The organism is Amaricoccus solimangrovi (assembly GCF_006385685.1).
In the GTDB taxonomy this organism is placed as follows: Bacteria; Pseudomonadota; Alphaproteobacteria; order Rhodobacterales; family Rhodobacteraceae; genus Amaricoccus; species Amaricoccus solimangrovi.
On the sequence record NZ_VFRP01000023.1, the window covers coordinates 52,618 to 71,390 of the forward strand.

Genomic DNA, 18,773 nt, shown 5'->3' on the forward strand with positions numbered 1-18,773 from the left:
CTCACGCCGCTCCGGTGTCGATCACGACCTTCCCCGTGGCCGCCCGGCTGCGGAGCAGGTCCAGCGCCGCGTTCGCCTCCGCGAGCGGCAGGACATGGCTCACATGGGGCCTGATCCAGCCGCGCTCGTACCAGGCGAAAAGCGCCCCGAGGCTCGCCGCGACGATCTCCGGCCGGTGCGCGACGAGCCCGCCGAAGTACAGCCCGTGCACGCTCTGGTTCTTCACGAGCAGGATGTTCGCCGGCAGGTCCGGCACGCCGCCGCCCGCGAAGCCGATCGGCAGGATCCGCGCGAAGGGCCGGCAGGCGCGGAAGGCCGCCTCCCCGGGCGCGCCGCCGACCGCGTCGTAGAGCACGTCGACCCCGCCGAGCGCGCGGAGCCGATCCCTCAGATCCGGCGCGTCCGCCTCCACCAGATGGCGCGCACCCGCCGCCCCGGCGATGGCGAGCCGCTCGGCGCCGCGGGCGATGGCGATCACCTCCGCGCCCATGCGCGCGCCGATCTCGACCGCCGTCAGACCCACGCCCCCGGCGGCGCCCAGCACCGCCAGCCGTTCCCCAGGACGAAGCCCGGCGAGATGGGCGAGGGCGACATGGCTGGTACCATAGGCGATCAGGAAGCCCGCCACCTCGGCGTCCGGCATCGCCTCGGGCGCGGGAAAGCAGCGTTCGGCGGGGCAGGCGACATAATCCGCGTATCCACCGGAAGCGGGCAGCGCGGCGACCCGCGCGCCGATCGCGAGCCCCGTCACCCCCGGGCCGAGCGCCACGACCTCGCCCGCGACCTCGAGCCCGGGCGTGAGCGGCAGCGGCGGCTTCTCCTGGTACTTCCCCGCGACCATCAGCGTATCGGCGAAATTGACGCCGCAGGCGCGGACCGCGATCAGCGCCTCGCCCGGACCGGGTTCCGGCCGGGGAATCTCGGCGAGGGTGAGGGGCTCGCCCAGGGTCTCGATCCGCATCGCACGCATTCGGGCCTCCATCCGCCGTGGGAGGGAAACCCTAGGCAGGCGGCCCGCCGCTGTCATGCGCGGATGCCGCGAGGCCGTGCGAAGGTCGAATTCCGCGGGCCGCCGCGGCGCAACATTGCCTTTTGCCCTCCGGGACACTAAGGGCACGCCCGAGGGGCGCGGGGCCCCGCCGAGGGTTTGTCCGATGGATATGAGAAACATTGCGATCATCGCGCACGTCGACCACGGGAAGACGACGCTGGTCGATCAGCTGCTCAGGCAGTCGGGCACCTTCCGCGACAACCAGGCGACCGTCGAACGGGCGATGGATTCGAACGATCTGGAGCGCGAGCGCGGGATCACCATTCTCGCCAAGGCGACCTCGGTCGAATGGCAGGGCCACCGGATCAACATCGTCGACACGCCCGGCCACGCCGATTTCGGGGGCGAGGTGGAGCGCATCCTCTCGATGGTCGACAGCGTGGTGCTGCTGGTCGACGCGGCCGAGGGGCCGATGCCGCAGACGAAGTTCGTGACGGCGAAGGCGCTCCGCCTCGGCCTCCGCCCGATCGTCGTGCTGAACAAGGTCGACAAGCCCGACGCCGAGCCCGACCGCGCGCTCGACGAGGTATTCGACCTCTTCGTGAGCCTCGACGCGAACGAGGAACAGCTCGACTTTCCCGTGCTCTACGCCTCGGGCCGCGCCGGCTGGGCCGATGCCGAGCTCGACGGGCCGCGCGAGAATCTCGACGCGCTCTACAAGCTCATCCTCGAGCACGTCCCGGCGCCGAGGCAGCTCGCCCATGTGGACGAGCCCTTCTCGATGCTCGCCACCACGCTCTCCGCGGACCCGTTCCTCGGGCGCCTGCTGACGGGGCGGATCGAGACCGGCCGGGTCAAGACCGGCCAGATGGTCAAGGCCCTCTCGCGCGAGGGCAAGGAGATCGAGCGCTTCCGCGTCTCGAAGGTCCTCGCCTTCCGCGGCCTCCAGCGCCAGCCGATCGACGAGGCGGAGGCGGGCGACATCGTGAGCCTTTCGGGCATGGCGAAGGCGACGGTCGCGGACACGATCTGCGATCTCTCGGTCAGCGAAGCGATTCCGGCGCAGCCGATCGACCCGCCGACGATCTCCGTCACCTTCGGCATCAACGATTCGCCGCTCGCCGGCCGCGATGGCGACAAGGTGCAGAGCCGGGTGATTCGCGACCGGCTGATGCGCGAGGCGGAGACCAACGTGGCGATCAAGGTCGCCGACACGCCGGGCGGCGAGGCCTTCGAGGTCTCGGGCCGGGGCGAGTTGCAGATGGGCGTGCTGATCGAGAACATGCGCCGCGAGGGGTTCGAGCTCTCGATCTCGCGCCCGCAGGTGCTCTTCACCGAGCGCGACGGCGTGCGCTACGAGCCGCTCGAGGAAGTCACGATCGACGTGGACGAGGAATATTCCGGCGTCGTCGTCGACAAGCTCAGCCAGCGCAAGGGCGAGCTCTCGGAGATGCGCACCGGCGCCGGCGGCAAGACCCGCATCGTCGCGCTGGTGCCGAGCCGGGGCCTCATCGGCTATCACGGCGAGTTCCTGACCGACACGCGCGGCACCGGGGTGATGAACCGCGTCTTCTCCGACTGGACACCCTATCGCGGCGCGATCCCGGGCCGGCGTAACGGCGTGCTGATCTCGATCGAGGACGGCACTTCGGTCGCCTATGCGATCTTCAACCTCGAGGATCGCGGCACCTTCTTCATCGGCGCGCAGGAGCAGGTCTATCAGGGCATGATCCTCGGCGAGCACAGCCGCGACAACGATCTCGAGGTGAACCCGCTCAAGGGCAAGAAGCTCACCAACGTCCGCGCCTCCGGCACGGACGAGGCGGTGCGGCTGACGACGCCGGTGCGCATGACGCTCGAACAGGCGATCGCCTATATCGAGCCGGACGAGCTCGTCGAGGTGACGCCGCGCCACATCCGGCTCCGCAAGCGCTACCTCGATCCGCACGAACGCAAGCGGCAGGCCCGCGCGGCGGAGTAACCTCGCGGGGCGTCCGCGCCCCGCTCTACTGATGCAGGAGCGGGCGCTCGCCCGCGCGCCGGCGGCTGAGCGCGACGGCGGCCATGACGAGGCCGATGTGGCTGAAGGCCTGCGGGAAGTTGCCGAGCATCTCCCCGGTCTCGGCGTCCACCTCCTCCGACATGAGCCCGAGATCGTTCGCCTGGGCGAGCAGCCGCTCGAACAGCGCCTCGGCCTCCGGCATCCGGTCGAGCAGCGCGTAGACCTCGACGAGCCAGAAGGTGCAGATGAGGAACACGCCCTCGTGCCCTTCGAGCCCGTCGTGGCCGTCGGTCTGGTAGCGCAGCAGGAAGCCGTTGCAGGAAAGCTCCCGCTCGATCGCGGCGACGGTCCCCGCGATGCGCGGATCCTTCGGCGGCAGGAAGCCCACGAGCGGCAGGGTCAGAAGGCTCGCATCCACCGTGGTGGAACCGTAGTACTGGGTGAAAGCGCCGATCTCGGGATTGTAGCCCTTCGCGCAGACATCGGCGTGGATCTCGTCGGCGATGGCGCGGTAGTGGCCCGCCTGCGCCGCGTCGCCATGCGCCTGCGCCGCCTTCGCCGCGTGATCGAACCCGACCCAGGCCATGACCTTGGAATAGACGAAATGCTGGCGCGCGCCGCGCACCTCCCAGATGCCTTCGTCCGGTTCGCGCCAGGCCTTCTCGAGGAAGCCCATCACCACGTCGCGATAGGCTCCCTGCCGGGAATGCGGCGGCAGGCCACGGCGGGTGGCGAGGGCCAGCACATCGGCCACCTCGCCATAGACGTCGAGCTGGAACTGGTCGGCCGCGGCGTTGCCGACGCGGACCGGCTTCGAGCCGGCGAAGCCGGGCAGCCAGTCCACCTCCCATTCGGTCAGCACCCGTTCGCCGGCGAGCCCGTACATGATCTGCAGCTGGTCGGGCGAGCCCGCCACCGCCCGCACGAGCCAGTCGCGCCAGGCTTCCGCCTCGCGCCGGAGCCCGGTCTCGAGGAAGGCCTGCAGCGTGAAGGCCGAGTCGCGCAGCCAGCAGAAGCGGTAGTCCCAGTTGCGGACCCCGCCCATGGTCTCGGGCAGCGAGGTCGTCGCGGCGGCGGCGATGCCGCCGCTCGGGATATAGGTGAGCGCCTTCAGCGTGAGGAGCGAGCGGTTCACCGCCTCGCGCCAGGTCGGGCGCATCTTGGGCGGCAGCATGATCCGGTCGGTGAAGGCGTCCCAGTAGGAGCGGGTGGAGTCGAGGGCCTCGCCGGCCTCGACCACCGCGGGCGCCCCGCCATAGGAGCGGCCATGCGTCAGCACGAAGTCGCGGCATTCCCCCTCCGCGACCGCGAAGGTTCCGACGGTATGGAGATCCTCGCCGTGCAGTTCGACCGGCGAGCGCAGGATGAAGAGATCGGGGCCGGCGATCGCGTGCCAGTCGTCGCCGTGGCGGTCGACCCAGGGCACGGTGCGGCCGTAGTCGGCGCGGATCGCGAGGTCGAATTCGAGTTCGACGGTGCCGCGCAGCCCCTCGACCCGGCGCACGATGGCCTGGGTGCCGTTGGGCATGGGCATGAAGTCGAGCACGCGGACCGCGCCGGTCGCGGTCTCGTGCGTGGTCTCGAGGATCATCGTGAAGGGTTCGTAACGGCGCGAGGAGGTGTGCTCTCCCGCCGGCCGGATCAGCCACCGTCCGTTCTCGCGCGTGCCGAGCAGCGCGGCGAAACAGGCCGGCGAGTCGAGCCGCGGCCAGCAGAGCCAGTCGATCGACCCGCTCCGCGACACGAGGGCGCAGGAGCGGCCGTCGGCGATGAGTCCGTAGTCCGAGATCGCCCCGCGTGTGTCCGCCATTCCCGCCGCCCTTCCCGCCGCCCTTGTCAGATCGCTCAGCCGCCCCAACTTGGACCGAAACGGCGCCATGGCGGAAGCCCTCCGCGTCGGCACCTGCCCGCCTGGGGCGCCGATGCCCATGAAAGGCGCAGTCCGGAGGCGAAGTGCTGCCAGCCGGGCGTTGCGCGCTCCCGCCCCCGCGACCCGCGTTTCGATATTGCGCCGCGGCGTTTTGCATTTTGCAAAGCACTTTGCAAACGGCCGCGCCGATGCCTTCCGGTAGTTCGCGTAGGCGTTACTCCCGCGCTGATTGTGGGGGCGGATTCGATCGCCCGGAAGGAGAAAAACCTCCGATTGAGCGACCTGTACGTCCCGCGCGTGGTGTGCGACAATTGGCACGAAGCTTGCTTTGGACTGAGTAGAGGTTATCTGTGGAGCGTGCGATGAGACATCCGGTTGATGTTCATGTGGGAAAACGGGTTCGCCACAGGCGCTGGATGGTGGGGATGACCCAGCAGCAGCTCGGCGATATCGTGGGCATCAAGTTCCAGCAGATCCAGAAGTACGAGACCGGGATGAACCGGATCAGCGCCTCGCGGCTCTGGGACATCTCGCAGGCGCTCGACGTGCCGGTCAGCTTCTTCTTCGAGGGGTTCGACGGCGAGAACAGCGTTCCCGACGCGGCGCCCTCGGTCGCGGATACCCGCGGCGACCTGCTCGCTGACAAGGAGGCGCTGGAACTGGTCCGCTCCTACTACGCGATCCCGGAGGCGCAGCGGCGCCGGCTGTTCGAACTCGCCCGCGTGCTGAGCGACGTCGCCTGAGCTTCGCCCGCCCGGATTGACCTGCCTGCCCGATCTGCCCTAATCGCCGGCGGGTCAGGCGGGGGCGAGCATGGATGTCGGGGCGGATCTGAGGGAAGAACTCTGGGCCACGGCCGAGGCGCTCGCCGACATCGCCGCGGGAGTCAGCCTTCCGCTCTTCCGGGCGCCGGAACTCCGGGCCGCGAACAAGGCGGCGCGCGGCTTCGACCCGGTGACCCAGGCCGACCGCGAGGCGGAGGCGGCGATGCGCGCCCATCTCGCGCGCGCCCGGCCGCGCGACGGCATCCTCGGCGAGGAACTTGGCGTGGAGCCGGGCGAGAGCGGACTGACCTGGGTGCTCGACCCGATCGACGGCACCCGCGCCTTCCTGAGCGGGGCGACCACCTGGGGCACGCTGATCGCGGTCAACGCGGGCCAGGCTCCGCTGATGGGGCTGATCGACCAGCCCTATGTGGGCGAGCGGTTCATGGGCGGGCTCGGCCGCGCGGCGATGCGGCGCGGCGGGGTGGAGCGCCCGCTCCGGACCCGGCCCTGCGCGGCGCTCGACGAGGCGATCCTCTATTCGACCTTTCCCGAGATCGGAACGCCGGAGGAGCGCGCCGGATTCGAGGCGGTGCGCGACCGGGCGCGGCTGACGCGCTACGGATTCGACTGCTACGGCTACGCGCTGATCGCGCTCGGCCAGGTGGATCTGGTGATCGAGGCCGGGCTGCTCGCCTATGACGTCCAGGCGCCGCAGGCGGTGATCGAGGCGGCGGGCGGCGTCTTCACCGACTGGCGGGGCCGGCCCGCGCACGGGGGCGGACGGGTGCTCGCGGCGGGCGACCCGCGGCTGCACGCGGCCGCCCTCGATCTGCTCGCCCGGGTGCCGGAGGCGGTCTAGCCGGGCGCGACGCGGTCGAGAAAGGCCGCGATCCGCGACCAGACCAGCGTCTGGGTTTCCGGCCGCTCCATCAGGATCTCGTGCCGCGCGCCGGGGCAGGGCACGAGTTCAGCGTCGGGCGTCCGGGCGAAGCGCGCCCGGATGTCCGCCGGATCCACCACCGTCTCGTCCGAGCCGAGAAAGCCCAGCATCGGGCGCGACGGCGAGGGCAGGCGGCGCAGCGCCGCGATCTCGCGAAAGGCGGCGGAGGTCCAGCGCACGCTCGGCGGGCCGAGGCCGAGTTCGGGATGCTCGGCGATCTGCCGCGCGGCACGCAGGAAGGCGGCGGAATCCGAGGTGAGCGGATTGCCCTCCATTCCCGGCGGCGCGCCGCGCGCCGCGCCGGGCATTCCGCGATGGCCGAGCCCCAGCCGCACCGCGGTTCCGGTCAGCGGGCCGACCAGGATCCGCGCGACCCGGCCGACGCGGATGCCCCACATCGGCGCGGAGAAAACCCCGGCGGCGAGTTCGGGCCGCTCGATCAGCGCGCGCAGCCCGACGCAGCCGCCCATCGAATGGCAGAGCAGGAGGAGCGGCCGCGGCCCGCGCGCCACCTCCGGCGCCGCGAGCAGCGCGTCGAGATCGTCCTGATAGGCGCGGAAATCCTCGACATGGCCGCGCTCGGGATAGGGCGGATAGCGGTCCGACAGCCCTTGGCCGCGCCAGTCGATCACCGCCGCGCCGAAGCCGAGCGCGCGGAGGCGCCCGATCACGGCGCCGTATTTCTCGATGTATTCGGTCCGGCCGGGCAGGACCAGCACGGTGCCGCGCGCGCCCCCGGTCCAGAAGACCGCGCGGATGCGCTTTCCGTCGCGCGCGCGAAGCCAGCGCGGCGCCGCGCCCTCCGGCGCCTCGGCGACATCGGCGTAAAACGGCGCCTCCCCGGTCATCGCGCTCAGGCGAGCAGCGCGCCGAGCCTCATGGCAAGCCCCATGTCGCCCTCGATCCGGAGCTTGCCGGACATGAAGGCGGTCGCGGGGTTGAGTTCGCCGCCGAGCAGCGCCCGGAAGGTCTCGTCATTCGCGGTGATCACGCAATCCGCCTCCGAATCGTCGGCCGAGGCGCCGTTCTGGTCGATCCGGACCGCGCCCTCCTCCAGAATCACGAATTTGACCGAACCATCGGGGGCCGCGCCGCCCAGTTTGGCATTGAGAGCCTTGACTGCGCCCTCGACAACGTCGCTCATGCTGCTACTCCTGATGAGGGTCCGCGGGCCCTCGATTTTTCGGGCTCGACAACTATCTAGGATGCATGGCCGGCTCAGGAAAGCGACAAAGGTTCGGACACGCCCTGGCGATCGCGCTGATCGGCGCGGCGCCGGCTTTCGCGCAGGATGCGCCCGCCCCCGAATCGCCCGATCCGCCGAAACTTGCGACGCCGAGCTACGACGCGCATGATCCCGCTTCCGCCCCCCCCGAGGATACCGCCACCGCCGCGCAGAAGCAGGCCGCGGCGCTCGACAGGCTCTACGGCGAACTCGCCGACCCCGGGCGGCGGGACTGGGAGAAGGTCCAGGCGGAGATCGAACGGCTCTGGGCGCGCTCCGGCTCTCCGGCGATGGATCTGCTGCTGCGCCGGGCGGGGCGGGAGATGCGGGCCGAGAACTATCCGGCGGCGGTCGACCACCTGACCGCGCTGACCGAACTCGCGCCGGGATTCGCCGAGGGCTGGAACGCGCGGGCGACCGCCTTCTACCAGCTCGGGGAATTCTCGCTCGCCGTCGCCGACCTCGAACACGTGCTCGCGCTCAACCCGCGGCATTTCGGCGCGCTGACCGGGCTCGGCATCATCCTCGACCAAACGGGCCAGCCCGCCCCCGCGCTCGAGGCGCTCAGGGCCGCCCGGGCGCTGAACCCGAACCGGCCGGACATCAACGACCAGATCAGGCGGGTCGAGCGATCGCTCGGCGCGGCGGACCTCTGAGCAAGCGTCCGCATCGGAGAAGCACGCATGGCTTTCGACGGCGAATCCCGCGTCACCGCGGTGCTCGGCCCGACCAATACCGGCAAGACGCATTACGCGATCGAGCGGATGCTGGCGCACCGGACGGGCATCATCGGCCTGCCGCTGCGCCTGCTCGCGCGCGAGGTCTATGACCGCGTCGTCGCGCTGCGCGGCCCCTCGGTCGTCGCGCTCGTCACCGGGGAGGAGCGGATCGTGCCGCCCCGCGCCGCCTGGTGGGTCTGCACCGTCGAGGCGATGCCGGTCGATCTCGCCGCCGAATTCCTCGCGGTGGACGAGATCCAGCTCTGCGCCGACCCGGACCGGGGGCATATCTTCACCGACAGGCTGCTCCATGCGCGGGGGTTGCGCGAGACGCTCTTGCTCGGCTCCGACACGATGCGCGGCCGGATCGCGCATCTCATCCCCGGTGTCCGGTTCCTCTCGCGCGAGCGATTCTCGGAACTGCGCTACACCGGACCGCGCAAGATCAGCCGGATGCCCTCGCGCAGCGCGATCGTCGGCTTCTCGGTCGAGGACGTCTATGCGATCGCCGAACTGATCCGGCGCCAGAAGGGTGGCGCGGCGGTGGTGATGGGCGCCCTGAGCCCGCGCACCCGCAACGCGCAGGTCGCGCTCTACCAGAACGGCGACGTCGATCACCTGGTCGCGACCGACGCGATCGGCATGGGGCTCAACCTCGATATCGGCCATGTCGCCTTCTCCGGCCTCGTGAAATTCGACGGGCGCCGGCACCGGCATCTCTCGCCCGCCGAACTCGCGCAGATCGCCGGGCGCGCGGGACGGCACATGGCCGACGGGACCTTCGGCGTGACGGGCGAGGCGTCGCCGCTCGATCCCGACGTGGTCGAGGCGATCGAGGAGCATGCGTTCGAGCCGATCCGGCAGCTGCAATGGCGCAATTCGGCGCTGGAATTCGGCTCGCCGCGCGCGCTGATCGCGAGCCTCGAGGCGCCGTCCGGCCAGCCGGACCTGCGGCGCGCGCGCGAGGCGGACGATCTGCTGACGCTGAGGACGCTCGCGGAGATGCCGGCCATGCGCGCGCTCAGCGGCCGCGTCGAGACCCGGTTGCTCTGGGACGTCTGCCAGGTGCCCGACTTCCGCAAGGTCTCCTCGCAGGAGCATGCGACCCTCTGCGCCCGGCTGCACGAGTTCCTGAGGGATGGCCGGGGCATTCCGACCGACTGGCTCGCCGCGCAGATCCGGCGCATCGACCGGACCGAGGGCGACATCGACACGTTGTCGAAACGTCTCGCCTATATCCGCACCTGGACCTATGTTGCGCAGCGCAAGGCCTGGGTCGATGACGCGGACCATTGGCGCGGGGAAACCCGTGCGGTAGAAGACCGTTTGTCGGATGCGCTGCACGCGCGTCTGACCCAGCGATTTGTCGACCGCCGCACGAGCATCCTCATGCGGCGGTTGAAGCAGAGGGAGGGCCTCGTGGCCACGGTGACCGAAAACGGTGAAGTCACGATCGACGATCAGTTCATCGGCCGGCTCGAAGGATTCCGCTTCCAGCTCGATCCCTCGGCCTCGTCCGAGGAGGCGCGCACATTGCGCGCGGCCGGGCTCGCGGCGCTCGCGCCGGCGCTGAGCCTGCGGGCGGACAAGCTCTATAACGCCCCCGATACCGAGATCGACGTGACCGAGCAGGGCGGGCTGATGTGGGGCGAGCATGCGATCGGCAAGCTCGTCGCCGGCGCGGATCCGCTGACGCCCCGGATCGAGCCCTTCGTCGAGGAGGACGCCGATCCCCGGGTCGCGGAGAAGGTCCAGCGCCGCCTCGGCCACTGGGTCGACCGCAAGATCGCCGCGCTGTTCCAGCCGCTGATCGCGCTTCGCGACGACGAGGCGCTCGTCGGCATGGCGCGGGGCATCGCCTTCCGGCTGGTCGAGGCGCTCGGCGTGCTGCCGCGGGCCGAGGTGGCGGACGACGTGAAGGCCCTCGACCAGGACCAGCGCGCGGGGCTGCGCAAGCATGGCGTGCGGTTCGGCCAGTACACGATCTTCCAGCCGCTGATGTTGAAACCCGCGGCGACCCGGCTGCGTTTGGTGCTGTGGTCACTGAAGGAGGGTTTCGATGTCTTCCCCGAAGCTCCGCCGCCGGGGCTCGTCACCGTTCCCGCGGTGCCGGGCGCGCCCGCCGGCTACTACGCGCGGGCCGGCTACCGGCTCGCCGGGGATCGTGCGATCCGGATCGACATGCTCGAGCGTCTGGCCGACATGATCAGGGGTCTTGATGCGCGAGCGGGATTCGAGGCGACGGCGGACATGCTGTCGATCACCGGTCTCAGCCTCGATCAGTTCGCCGGGCTGATGCGCGGCATGGGCTATGCCGCGACCGAGGGCACGCGGCCGAAGCGGCGGGCGCCGAAACCCGCCGAGGCGGTGCAGGCCGGTCCGGGCGAAACACCCGACGAGGTACCGGCGGGCGTTCCGGACGATACCCCGACCGAGGTGCCGGGCGAGATGCCCGCGGAAGTGCCGGTGGAGGAGCCGGTCGAATCGCCGCCCGCCCCGCCCGCGGAGGCGCCGATCGAGCCGCCGGCGGAAGTGCCGGTGAACCCGCCGGTCGAGGAGCCGCCGGCGGAGCCGGTCACCCCGGCCGAACCCCCCGCGGAGCCCCCGGCGCCGGTCGAACCGCCTTCGGAGCCGCCGGCGCCCGCCGAGCCGCCGATGATCACGACCGAACCGCCCGCGGCGCCCCCCGCGGCGGAGGCGGCCGAGGCGCCGCTCGAATCGCTCGAGGTCGAGACCTTCTACACCTTCATCCGCGCGCCGCGGCAGCGCCCGGCCCGGTCAGGTCATGGGCATGGCCACGGTCGCGGCCGGAACGGCGCGGAGGCGGGCGGGCCGGAGCGGCGGGCGAAACCCGGCAACCGCGAGAAGGGCGAGCGCGGCGGTCCGGGCAAGGGGGGCGAGCATGGTGCCCGGCCGAAGCAGGGCAAGGGCAAGCCGGAACGCGGGGGCGATCAGCCGCAGCGTCCGCACCGCCCGGCGCGGCCCGACAAGCCGCTCGACCCCGACAATCCCTTCGCCGCGCTGATGGCGCTCAAGCTGCGCGAGTGAGCGCGGCGCCATGAGGGCGTGATGGGAGAGGACGCGGCATCGACCAGACTCGACAAATGGCTCTGGCAGGCGCGTTTCTTCAAGAGCCGCGGGCTCGCCGCCGATGCGATCGCCCGGGGCACCGTCCGGCTGAACGCCACCCGCGTCACCAAGCCGGCCCAGCTGGTGCGGCCCGGTGACGGGCTGAGCTTCGTCCAGGGATCGCGGGTGCGGGTGATCCGTGTTCTCGGCATCGGCGCGCGCAGGGGACCGGCGACCGAGGCGCGGCAACTCTACCGCGATCTCGAGGAACCACAGCCCGATGGCGCGCCGCCCCTTGATCCCGGAGGGCAGCCTGTTAAATAGCGCCTCGCGGAGTGTGACAGGCTTTGCGGACACCTGAATCGAGGCTCTGAGCCATGACTTACGTCGTCACCGACAATTGCATCGCCTGCAAATACACGGATTGCGTGGAAGTCTGTCCGGTGGATTGCTTCTACGAAGGCGAGAACATGCTCGTCATCCACCCCGACGAATGCATCGATTGCGGGGTCTGTGAGCCGGAATGCCCCGCCGACGCGATCCGGCCCGATACCGAGCCGAATCTCGAGGGATGGGTCGAGTTCAACCGGAAGTATTCGGAGCTCTGGCCGGTGCTGGCCACGCGCCGCGACCCGCTGCCCGAGGCGGAGGAGCGCGATGGCGAAGCGGACAAGCTGACCAAGTACTTCTCCGAGGCGCCCGGCGAAGGGGGCTGAACCGCCGCCCCGCGGCGGCGAACACCTTTCGCCCGGTCCGGCCTGGGAAACGTTTGTGGGCTTCCCCGGAAGCGCGATTGCGCCGCTTTCCCTTCCCTTTTGACTATTTTTGTGCTATATGCACCTGCACAAGGGTCACGGAGTCAAAGGCTGAAGCCAAACAGCCTGATACCGGTTCACCGAGTCAAATTGCTCCGAGCGGGTTGCACGCGAAGGCAACCGGCCCGGAATTTGTCGCCGCGGTCAACTGGTTAACGGAACCGACCGTAGTCAGTAAGGAATAGACGCCAACATGAGCAAGACCAAGAAGGCGACCGAGTTTCGTCCGAACGATTTTGTTGTCTATCCGGCGCATGGGGTCGGCCGGATCGTATCGATCGACGAGCAGGAGGTCGCCGGGCTGCGCCTGGAAATGTTCGTGATTTCGTTCGACAAGGACAAGATGACGCTGCGCGTCCCGACCTCGAAGGCGAGCTCGGTCGGCATGCGGCCGCTGAGCTCGGCGGACGTGGTCGGCAAGGCGATGGAGACGCTGAAGGGGCGCGCCCGCGTCAAGCGCGCGATGTGGTCGCGCCGGGCGCAGGAATACGAGCAGAAGATCAATTCGGGCGATCTGATCTCGATCGCCGAGGTCGTGCGGGACCTGCACCGGTCGGACGACCAGCGCGAGCAGTCCTATTCCGAGCGTCAGCTCTACGAGGCGGCGCTCGAGCGGCTGACGCGCGAGGTCGCGGCGGTGAACGGGATCGAGGAAGGCAAGGCCCAGGAGCATGTCGACGACGTGCTGGGCGGGCGCGTCGCCGCCTGATCCCGGACCCGGGACCATGTGACTCCGGGGCGTCGGATCTTCCGACGCCCTTTTTCATGGGCCGAGCTCAGCCTTGGGCGCGAAGCAGCGCCTCGAGCTCGGCGCGATGGCGCCGCAGCAGCGCGAAGGCGCGCGCGTCGCGCTCCAGCCAGCCCGACCGCGCCGGATCGGGCGCGCGGGTCTGGCCCTCGCTCCCCATCGCCCGCGCCGCCGCCCGCGTGTCGGGGAAGAGACCGGCGGCCACGCCGGCCGCCATCGCGGTGCCGAGCAGGACGGGATCCCCGCGCGGCGCGACCAGGGGCAGGCCGGTCGCATCGGCGTAGAGCGCGGTGAGCATCTCGTCCCGCCCGTGGCCGCCGGCGAGCAGCAGCCGCTCGGCCCCGATGCCATGCGCTCTCAGATGCGCCACCATCTCGCGCAGGCCGAGCGCGAGCGCCACCGCGGTCCGCCAGTAGAGCCGGCAAAGCGAATCGAGATCCCCGCCGAGGTCGAGGCCGGTGATCGTCGCCCGCGCCGCGGGATCGCCGAGGGGCGCGCGGTTGCCGAGGAAATCCGGTAGAACATGCAGTTCCGGCGCGAGATCGGGCGTGGCGGCGCGGAGCGCGCGCAGCCGCGCCATCACCCGCTCGCGCAGTCCCGGGGTCGGCGCCATCGCGCCGGGCGGGGTCAGCAGCCGGTCGAGCAGCGCCCCCGAGGCGGATTGTCCCACTTCCAGCGCCCAGGTTCCCGGAAAGACCACGTCCGCGAAGGGGCCCCAGGCGGCGGGAACGAACCGCGCCTCGCGCGCGAGCGTGAGAAGACAGGTGGAGGTCCCGGCGATCAGCGCGACGTCGCCGGCCCGTTCCGCCCCCAGCACGCCGAGCGCGCCGGCATAGGCGTCGACGAGGCCCGCGCCGACGGGCAGGCCCGGGGGCAGGTCCAGTTCCGCCGCGGCCCCCGGCGTCAGGTGCCCCACGGGCTGCCCGACGGGCACCGGCGGCGCCGTTATCCCCGCGTTTTCGAGGAGGTCCGTCAGTCCGACACGGGCGAAGAGGTCGCGCGGCCAGCCTTCCTCGCCGAGATGGCACCATTTGCAGGCGAGGGTCGCACGTGAACGGTTGCCCGAGCCGGTCGCCTGCCAGGCCAGGAAATCCGCGAGGTCATGGATCCGCCCGGTCCGCGTCCAGGCCTCCGGCATGTGGCGTTTCACCCAGAGCAGCTTCGGCGGCGCCATCTCCGGCGACATCGTGCCCCCGAGATGGCGCAGCGCGGGGTGGCCGGTCGCGGTGAACTCGGCCGCCTCGGCGGCGGCGCGGTGGTCGAGCCAGAGGATCGTGTCCCACCGCGCGGGCTCGCCCGGCAGGATCCCGACCGGCGCCCCGTCCGCCGCGCGGAAGGCAAGCGAGCAGGTCGCGTCGAAGGCAAGGGCGCGGACCGCCTCGCGCGGGGCCGCCGCCTCGGCGCGCGCGCCGCGCAGGGCGCGCGCGCAGGCCTGCCAGATCCGCGCGCTGTCCTGCGCGGCCATCACGGAGGAGAGGCGGCGGGTCTCGATCGGCTGCTCCGCGCGGCCCAGCAGCGCGCCATCGGGCCGGAAGATCCCCGCCCGCGCGCTGCCCGTGCCGACATCGACGGCGGCGAGCAGCGCCGTCATGCCTCACGGCCAGCGCCGCAGCAGCGTCGGCAGGTCGCGCATGTCGTCGATGATCCAGTCCGGTTCCAGAACGCGCAGGCGCGCCTCATGTTGCTTGTTCCGCGCATGTCCGCCGCCGGTGAACGCCGCGACCCGCATATGCGCCGCCTGCGCGGCGCGGATGCCGGCCGCGCTGTCTTCCACGACCAGGGAATTGCCCGGAGCATAGCCCATGCGCCCCGCGGCTAGAAGGAAAAGATCCGGGGCGGGCTTGCCATGCGCGACCATGGTCGCGCTGAAGAGCTTGCCCTCGAAATGGTCCCAGAGCCCGGTCAGCCGCAGGGCGAGTTCCACCCGTTCCGGCTGGCTCGACGAGGCGACGCAGAACGGGTTCGCGAGCCGGGAGACCACCTCCGGCACATGCGGGATCGGCGTCAGCTCGGCGCGGAATTTCGCATAGAGCCGCTGGCGCATCTCGTCGAGCGCGAGGGCGTCGAGCGCGACGCCGAAATCCTCGACCAGCATCTGGCCGATGCTGGCGAGGCTGCGCCCGAGGAAAAGCTCGTAACCCTGCCCGGGATCGATCTCGAGCCCCTGGGCGCGGATCGCCTCGAGCAGCACGGCCATCGCGAGCGGCTCGCTGTCGACGAGCACGCCGTCGCAATCGAAGATGACGAGTGGCCCCCCGCTCACTCCGCCTGGCCCAGATAGCGTTGCAGCGTCTCCGCGGTCCCGCTCCGCCAGAGCATGCCGAGCCAGTCGGCGAAGGCGGTGCGGAAGGCGGGCGCGTCGGCGGTCTCGCCATAGATGTCGCGCATCCCGAGCCAGGCCATCGGGTCGGACTTCGCCGCCTGCGCGGCGCCGGTCAGCCGATCCCAGTTCGGATCGTTGGGTTCGATCACCGCGCCCGAATCCGTCGTCCCGGCGCAGTAGCGGCACCAGAGCGCGCTCTCGAGCGCGAGCCCGTCGACGGGAAGGCCCTGTGCGAGCCGGTCGGCGATCGAGGGGATGATGAACTTCGGCTGCCGGTTCGAGCCGTCGAGGCAGAGCCGGCGGATCGTGTCGCCGATCTTCGGGTTGAGGCAGCGTTCCTCGACCTTGCGGAAATAGCCGTCGAGGTCGGTTCCGGGCACCGGGGGGACGATCGGAATGATCTCGTCGCGCTCGACCTTCTGGAGGAAGGCGCGCACCAGCGGATGCTCCATCCCCTCGTGGACGAAATGGATGTCCATGAGGCCCGCGGGGTAGGCGATGATCGCGTGCCCGCCGTTCAGGATGCGGATCTTCATCATCTCCCAGGGGGTGACGTCACGCACGAATTCCGCCCCCGCCTCCTCGAAGGCGGGCCGGCCGGCGGTGAAATCGTCCTCCACCACCCATTGCAGGAAGTCCTCGCAGAACACCGGCCAGGCGTCCTCGATGCCGAACTCGTCGCGCACGATGCCGCGCTCGCGGTCCGAGGTGGCGGGGGCGATGCGGTCCACCATCGCGTTCGGGAAGGCGACGGTGTCGCGCACCCAGGCGGCGAAGCCCTTGTCCTGCGCCTCGGCGAGGCCCGCGACCGCCTCGCGGCAGACCTTGCCGTTGTGGGGGACGTTGTCGCAGGACATGACCGTGAAGGGCTGGACGCCGGCCGCCTTGCGCGCCTTCAGCCCGGCGAGGATCAGGCCGAAGACGGTCTTGGGATTCTCGGGCGCGCGCGCGTCGGCGACGATGGCCGGGTTCTCGGGGTCGAACTTGCCGAGCGCGGGGTTCACGAAATAGCCGCCCTCGGTCACGGTCAGCGAGACGATGCGGATCGCCGGATCGCTCAATGCCCTGATGATCGCCGCCCCGTCCATCGGCGGCAGGAAGTCGGTCATCACGCCGGTCACGCGGGCCGCGGAGACGGCGGCGGATTGCTCGACCACCGTCGAGAGCCAGTCCTGGCCTTCGAGCGCGTCGCGCATCTTCACGTCATAGGGTGTCACGCCCGCGCCGAGGATCGCGAAATCCCTGGCCTTTCCCGCGTTCATCAGCCGGTCGAGATAGACCTGCAGATGCGCGCGATGGAAGTTGCCGATCCCGAAATGCAGGATGCCGGGCGAGAGGTCGCCGCGCGCGTAGGAGGGCCGCGCCACCCCGGCGGGCAGCTTGTCGAGATTGGCGAGGGAGAGCGGGATCGCGAGCGTGTTGGTTGGCATCGGGGTGCCTCCTTCAGATGGATCGGAGCATGCCGCCATCGACGTGGTGGACGGAGCCGGTGACGTAGGACGCGCGGGGACTGCAGAGGAACACCATGAAATCCGCCAGTTCCTCGACCGTGCCGAATCGCCTGATCGGCGCGTGCTCGTCCGCGACCGACTGGAGGTAGCCCTCCCAGTCGCCGCCGGTCCCCTCCGAGAGCTGCTTCGCGGTCTTGATCCAGTCCGGCGTCAGGATCAGGCCGGGGTTGACGGTATTGACGCGGATGCCGCGCGGGATGAACTCGGTCGCCATGTTCTTCGAGAGCATGAGCAGCGCGGCCTTGGTGACGTTGTAGACCGGCTCGTACCAGAGCGGCTGCACCGCGCAGATCGAGGCGTTGTTCAGGATCGCGCCGCCGCCGCGGTCGGCCATCATCGGGGCGAGCCCGCGGGCGAGACGCACGGCGGCCATGACGTGCAGATCCCAGTAGGCCTGCCATTTCTCGTCGGGCGCCTCGAGGATCGTTTCGTTGGAGCCGGTGCCGGCGTTGTTGACGAGGATGTCGACGCCGCCGAAAGCCCGGCCCGCCGCGTCGATCAGGCTGGCGCAGCCCTCGGCGGTCGCCACGTCGCAGGCATGGCCGAGCGCGTTCACGCCGAATTCCTCGGTGATCCCGCGCGCCGCCGCCACCACCCGGTCCCGGTCGCGCGCGGCGAGGATCACATGCGCGCCCTCGCGGGCGAAGGCGCGGGCGACGCCGAGGCCGATGCCCACGCTGCCGCCGGTGACGACGGCGACCTTGTCGGCTAGTCCGAGGTCCATCTCAGCTCATCCATTGTCCGCCGTCCACGTTGTAGGTCTGGGCGACGATGTATCCGGCCTCGCTGGAGGCGAGAAAGACCGCCATTCCCGTCAGGTCCTCGGCCCGCCCCATCCGGCCATAGGGCACGCTCTCGCCGACGATCCGCTTCTTCTCGCCGAGCGGGCGGTTCTCGTATCTGGCGAAGAGCGCGTCCACGCCTTCCCAGTGCTCGCCCTCGACGACGCCGGGGGCGATCGCGTTCACGTTGATCCCGTGCTCGATGAGATCGAGCCCCGCGGACTGGGTGAGCGAGATGACCGCCGCCTTGGTCGCGCAATAGACCGCGACCAGCGGTTCGCCGCGCCGCCCGGCCTGGCTCGCCATGTTGATGATCCTGCCGCCGCGCCCCTGCGCGATCATCTGGCGCGCCGCCGCCTGCATCGTGAAGAGCGTGCCGGCGACGTTGATCCGGAGCAGCCGGTCGTAGCTCTCGCGGGTGATCTCGACGATCGGCGCCAGGTCGAAGAGGGCCGCGTTGTTGATCAGGATGTCGAGCCCGCCCGCGCGCTCGACGACGGTCGCGATGGCCGCGTCGATCGAGCCCTGGTCGGTCACGTCGAGCCTGACCGCGTAGGCGCCGGGACCGATCTCGGCCGCCGTCGCCTCGGCGCGGTCGATGGCGATGTCGCCGATCGCGACCGTCGCCCCCTCCGCGACATAGGCTTTGGCGAAGGCGGCGCCGATGCCGCGCGCCGCGCCGGTGATCAGCGCGGATTTGCCCTCAAGGCGCATCAGAGCGCGAGCCCGTCGGCCCCGAAACGGTAGATCCGGTCCGGATGCGGCGTCAGCCAGACGGTGTCGCCGTGACGGATCGGCACCTCGCCCGAGGAGCGGACGTTGATCGTGCCCTGACCCTCGGTCTCGACATGGCTGAACGTGTCGGCGCCGAGATGCTCGGCGACGCCGACCGTGCCCTTCCAGCCGCCCTCGACGGGGGTGGTGGAGACCGAGATGTGCTCGGGCCGGACGCCGATCGTCTGGGCGTCGTAGCGCGCCGCGGTCGGCCCCTCGACGAAGTTCATCGTCGGG

General features: G+C 70.7%; 18 protein-coding genes. 8 read left to right on the forward strand and 10 right to left on the reverse strand.

Annotated features, from left to right (window positions below; translation table 11 throughout):
- Window position 1 precedes the first annotated feature (1 nt).
- Complete coding sequence (locus FJM51_RS18205; protein WP_140455554.1) at window positions 2–970, reverse strand: NADPH:quinone oxidoreductase family protein; 969 nt, start codon at window positions 968–970, stop codon at window positions 2–4.
- A gap of 184 nt (window positions 971–1,154) precedes the next feature.
- Between FJM51_RS18205 and typA the strand changes: the two genes are divergently transcribed.
- The gene (gene typA, locus FJM51_RS18210; RefSeq protein ID WP_140455555.1) at window positions 1,155–2,972 is read left to right on the forward strand and encodes a translational GTPase TypA; all 1,818 of its coding nucleotides are present in this window, start codon (window positions 1,155–1,157) and stop codon (window positions 2,970–2,972) included.
- Window positions 2,973–2,997: 25 nt separating this feature from the next.
- Here typA and FJM51_RS18215 read toward each other — a convergent pair whose 3' ends face one another.
- Window positions 2,998–4,803, reverse strand: coding sequence for a glycoside hydrolase family 15 protein (locus FJM51_RS18215; protein ID WP_140455556.1), 1,806 nt, complete (start codon window positions 4,801–4,803; stop codon window positions 2,998–3,000).
- A 422-nt stretch (window positions 4,804–5,225) separates the two neighbouring features.
- Here FJM51_RS18215 and FJM51_RS18220 point away from each other — a divergent pair, with 422 nt between their 5' ends.
- Window positions 5,226–5,606: a helix-turn-helix domain-containing protein gene (locus FJM51_RS18220; RefSeq protein ID WP_140455557.1), complete on the forward strand. Its 381-nt coding sequence runs from the start codon at window positions 5,226–5,228 to the stop codon at window positions 5,604–5,606.
- Between the two features lie 70 nt (window positions 5,607–5,676).
- Complete coding sequence (hisN, locus tag FJM51_RS18225) at window positions 5,677–6,489, forward strand: histidinol-phosphatase (protein ID WP_140455558.1); 813 nt, start codon at window positions 5,677–5,679, stop codon at window positions 6,487–6,489.
- Here hisN and FJM51_RS18230 read toward each other — a convergent pair.
- Together FJM51_RS18230 and FJM51_RS18235 are read right to left on the reverse strand one after the other, a co-directional pair.
- Entirely contained in the window at window positions 6,486–7,418 is a 933-nt protein-coding gene (locus tag FJM51_RS18230) for an alpha/beta hydrolase (protein WP_140455559.1), read from the reverse strand. The two genes, hisN and FJM51_RS18230, sit on opposite strands and share 4 nt — an antisense overlap.
- Window positions 7,419–7,423: 5 nt before the next feature.
- Window positions 7,424–7,714, reverse strand: coding sequence for an SCP2 sterol-binding domain-containing protein (locus tag FJM51_RS18235; RefSeq protein ID WP_140455560.1), 291 nt, complete (start codon window positions 7,712–7,714; stop codon window positions 7,424–7,426).
- Between the two features lie 65 nt (window positions 7,715–7,779).
- Here FJM51_RS18235 and FJM51_RS18240 point away from each other — a divergent pair, with 65 nt between their 5' ends.
- The 5 genes from FJM51_RS18240 (at window position 7,780) to FJM51_RS18260 (ending at window position 13,107) form a co-directional block, all read left to right on the forward strand.
- Window positions 7,780–8,451: a tetratricopeptide repeat protein gene (locus tag FJM51_RS18240; protein WP_140455561.1), complete on the forward strand. Its 672-nt coding sequence runs from the start codon at window positions 7,780–7,782 to the stop codon at window positions 8,449–8,451.
- A gap of 27 nt (window positions 8,452–8,478) precedes the next feature.
- The gene (locus FJM51_RS18245; RefSeq protein WP_181164621.1) at window positions 8,479–11,562 is read left to right on the forward strand and encodes a helicase-related protein; all 3,084 of its coding nucleotides are present in this window, start codon (window positions 8,479–8,481) and stop codon (window positions 11,560–11,562) included.
- A 21-nt stretch (window positions 11,563–11,583) separates the two neighbouring features.
- Window positions 11,584–11,907, forward strand: coding sequence for an RNA-binding S4 domain-containing protein (locus FJM51_RS18250; protein WP_140455562.1), 324 nt, complete (start codon window positions 11,584–11,586; stop codon window positions 11,905–11,907).
- A 53-nt stretch (window positions 11,908–11,960) separates the two neighbouring features.
- Window positions 11,961–12,299, forward strand: coding sequence for a ferredoxin FdxA (gene fdxA, locus FJM51_RS18255; RefSeq protein WP_140455563.1), 339 nt, complete (start codon window positions 11,961–11,963; stop codon window positions 12,297–12,299).
- Between the two features lie 292 nt (window positions 12,300–12,591).
- Entirely contained in the window at window positions 12,592–13,107 is a 516-nt protein-coding gene (locus tag FJM51_RS18260; protein ID WP_140455564.1) for a CarD family transcriptional regulator, read from the forward strand.
- A gap of 67 nt (window positions 13,108–13,174) precedes the next feature.
- Here the strand turns inward: FJM51_RS18260 and FJM51_RS18265 are convergent, their stop codons facing one another.
- The 6 genes from FJM51_RS18265 to FJM51_RS18290 all read right to left on the reverse strand — a co-directional run.
- Window positions 13,175–14,737 (reverse strand): FGGY family pentulose kinase, encoded by a 1,563-nt coding sequence (locus FJM51_RS18265; RefSeq protein ID WP_140455565.1) that lies wholly within the window; start codon window positions 14,735–14,737, stop codon window positions 13,175–13,177.
- A 3-nt stretch (window positions 14,738–14,740) separates the two neighbouring features.
- Window positions 14,741–15,409 carry an HAD family hydrolase gene (locus FJM51_RS18270; protein ID WP_140455566.1) on the reverse strand — a complete coding sequence of 223 codons (669 nt, stop codon included), beginning with the start codon at window positions 15,407–15,409 and terminating at the stop codon, window positions 14,741–14,743.
- Window positions 15,406–16,899, reverse strand: a complete 1,494-nt coding sequence (locus FJM51_RS18275; protein WP_140455567.1) for a mannitol dehydrogenase family protein — start codon at window positions 16,897–16,899, stop codon at window positions 15,406–15,408. The genes FJM51_RS18270 and FJM51_RS18275 overlap by 4 nt, the downstream gene beginning before the upstream one ends.
- A gap of 13 nt (window positions 16,900–16,912) precedes the next feature.
- Entirely contained in the window at window positions 16,913–17,704 is a 792-nt protein-coding gene (locus tag FJM51_RS18280; RefSeq protein WP_140455568.1) for an SDR family NAD(P)-dependent oxidoreductase, read from the reverse strand.
- 1 nt (window position 17,705) lies between these two features.
- Window positions 17,706–18,476 carry an L-iditol 2-dehydrogenase gene (locus tag FJM51_RS18285; protein WP_210240333.1) on the reverse strand — a complete coding sequence of 257 codons (771 nt, stop codon included), beginning with the start codon at window positions 18,474–18,476 and terminating at the stop codon, window positions 17,706–17,708.
- Window positions 18,476–18,773, reverse strand: a 298-nt coding sequence (locus FJM51_RS18290) for a TOBE domain-containing protein (RefSeq protein ID WP_140455580.1), incomplete at its 5' end; no start/stop codon positions are given. The genes FJM51_RS18285 and FJM51_RS18290, both read right to left, overlap by 1 nt.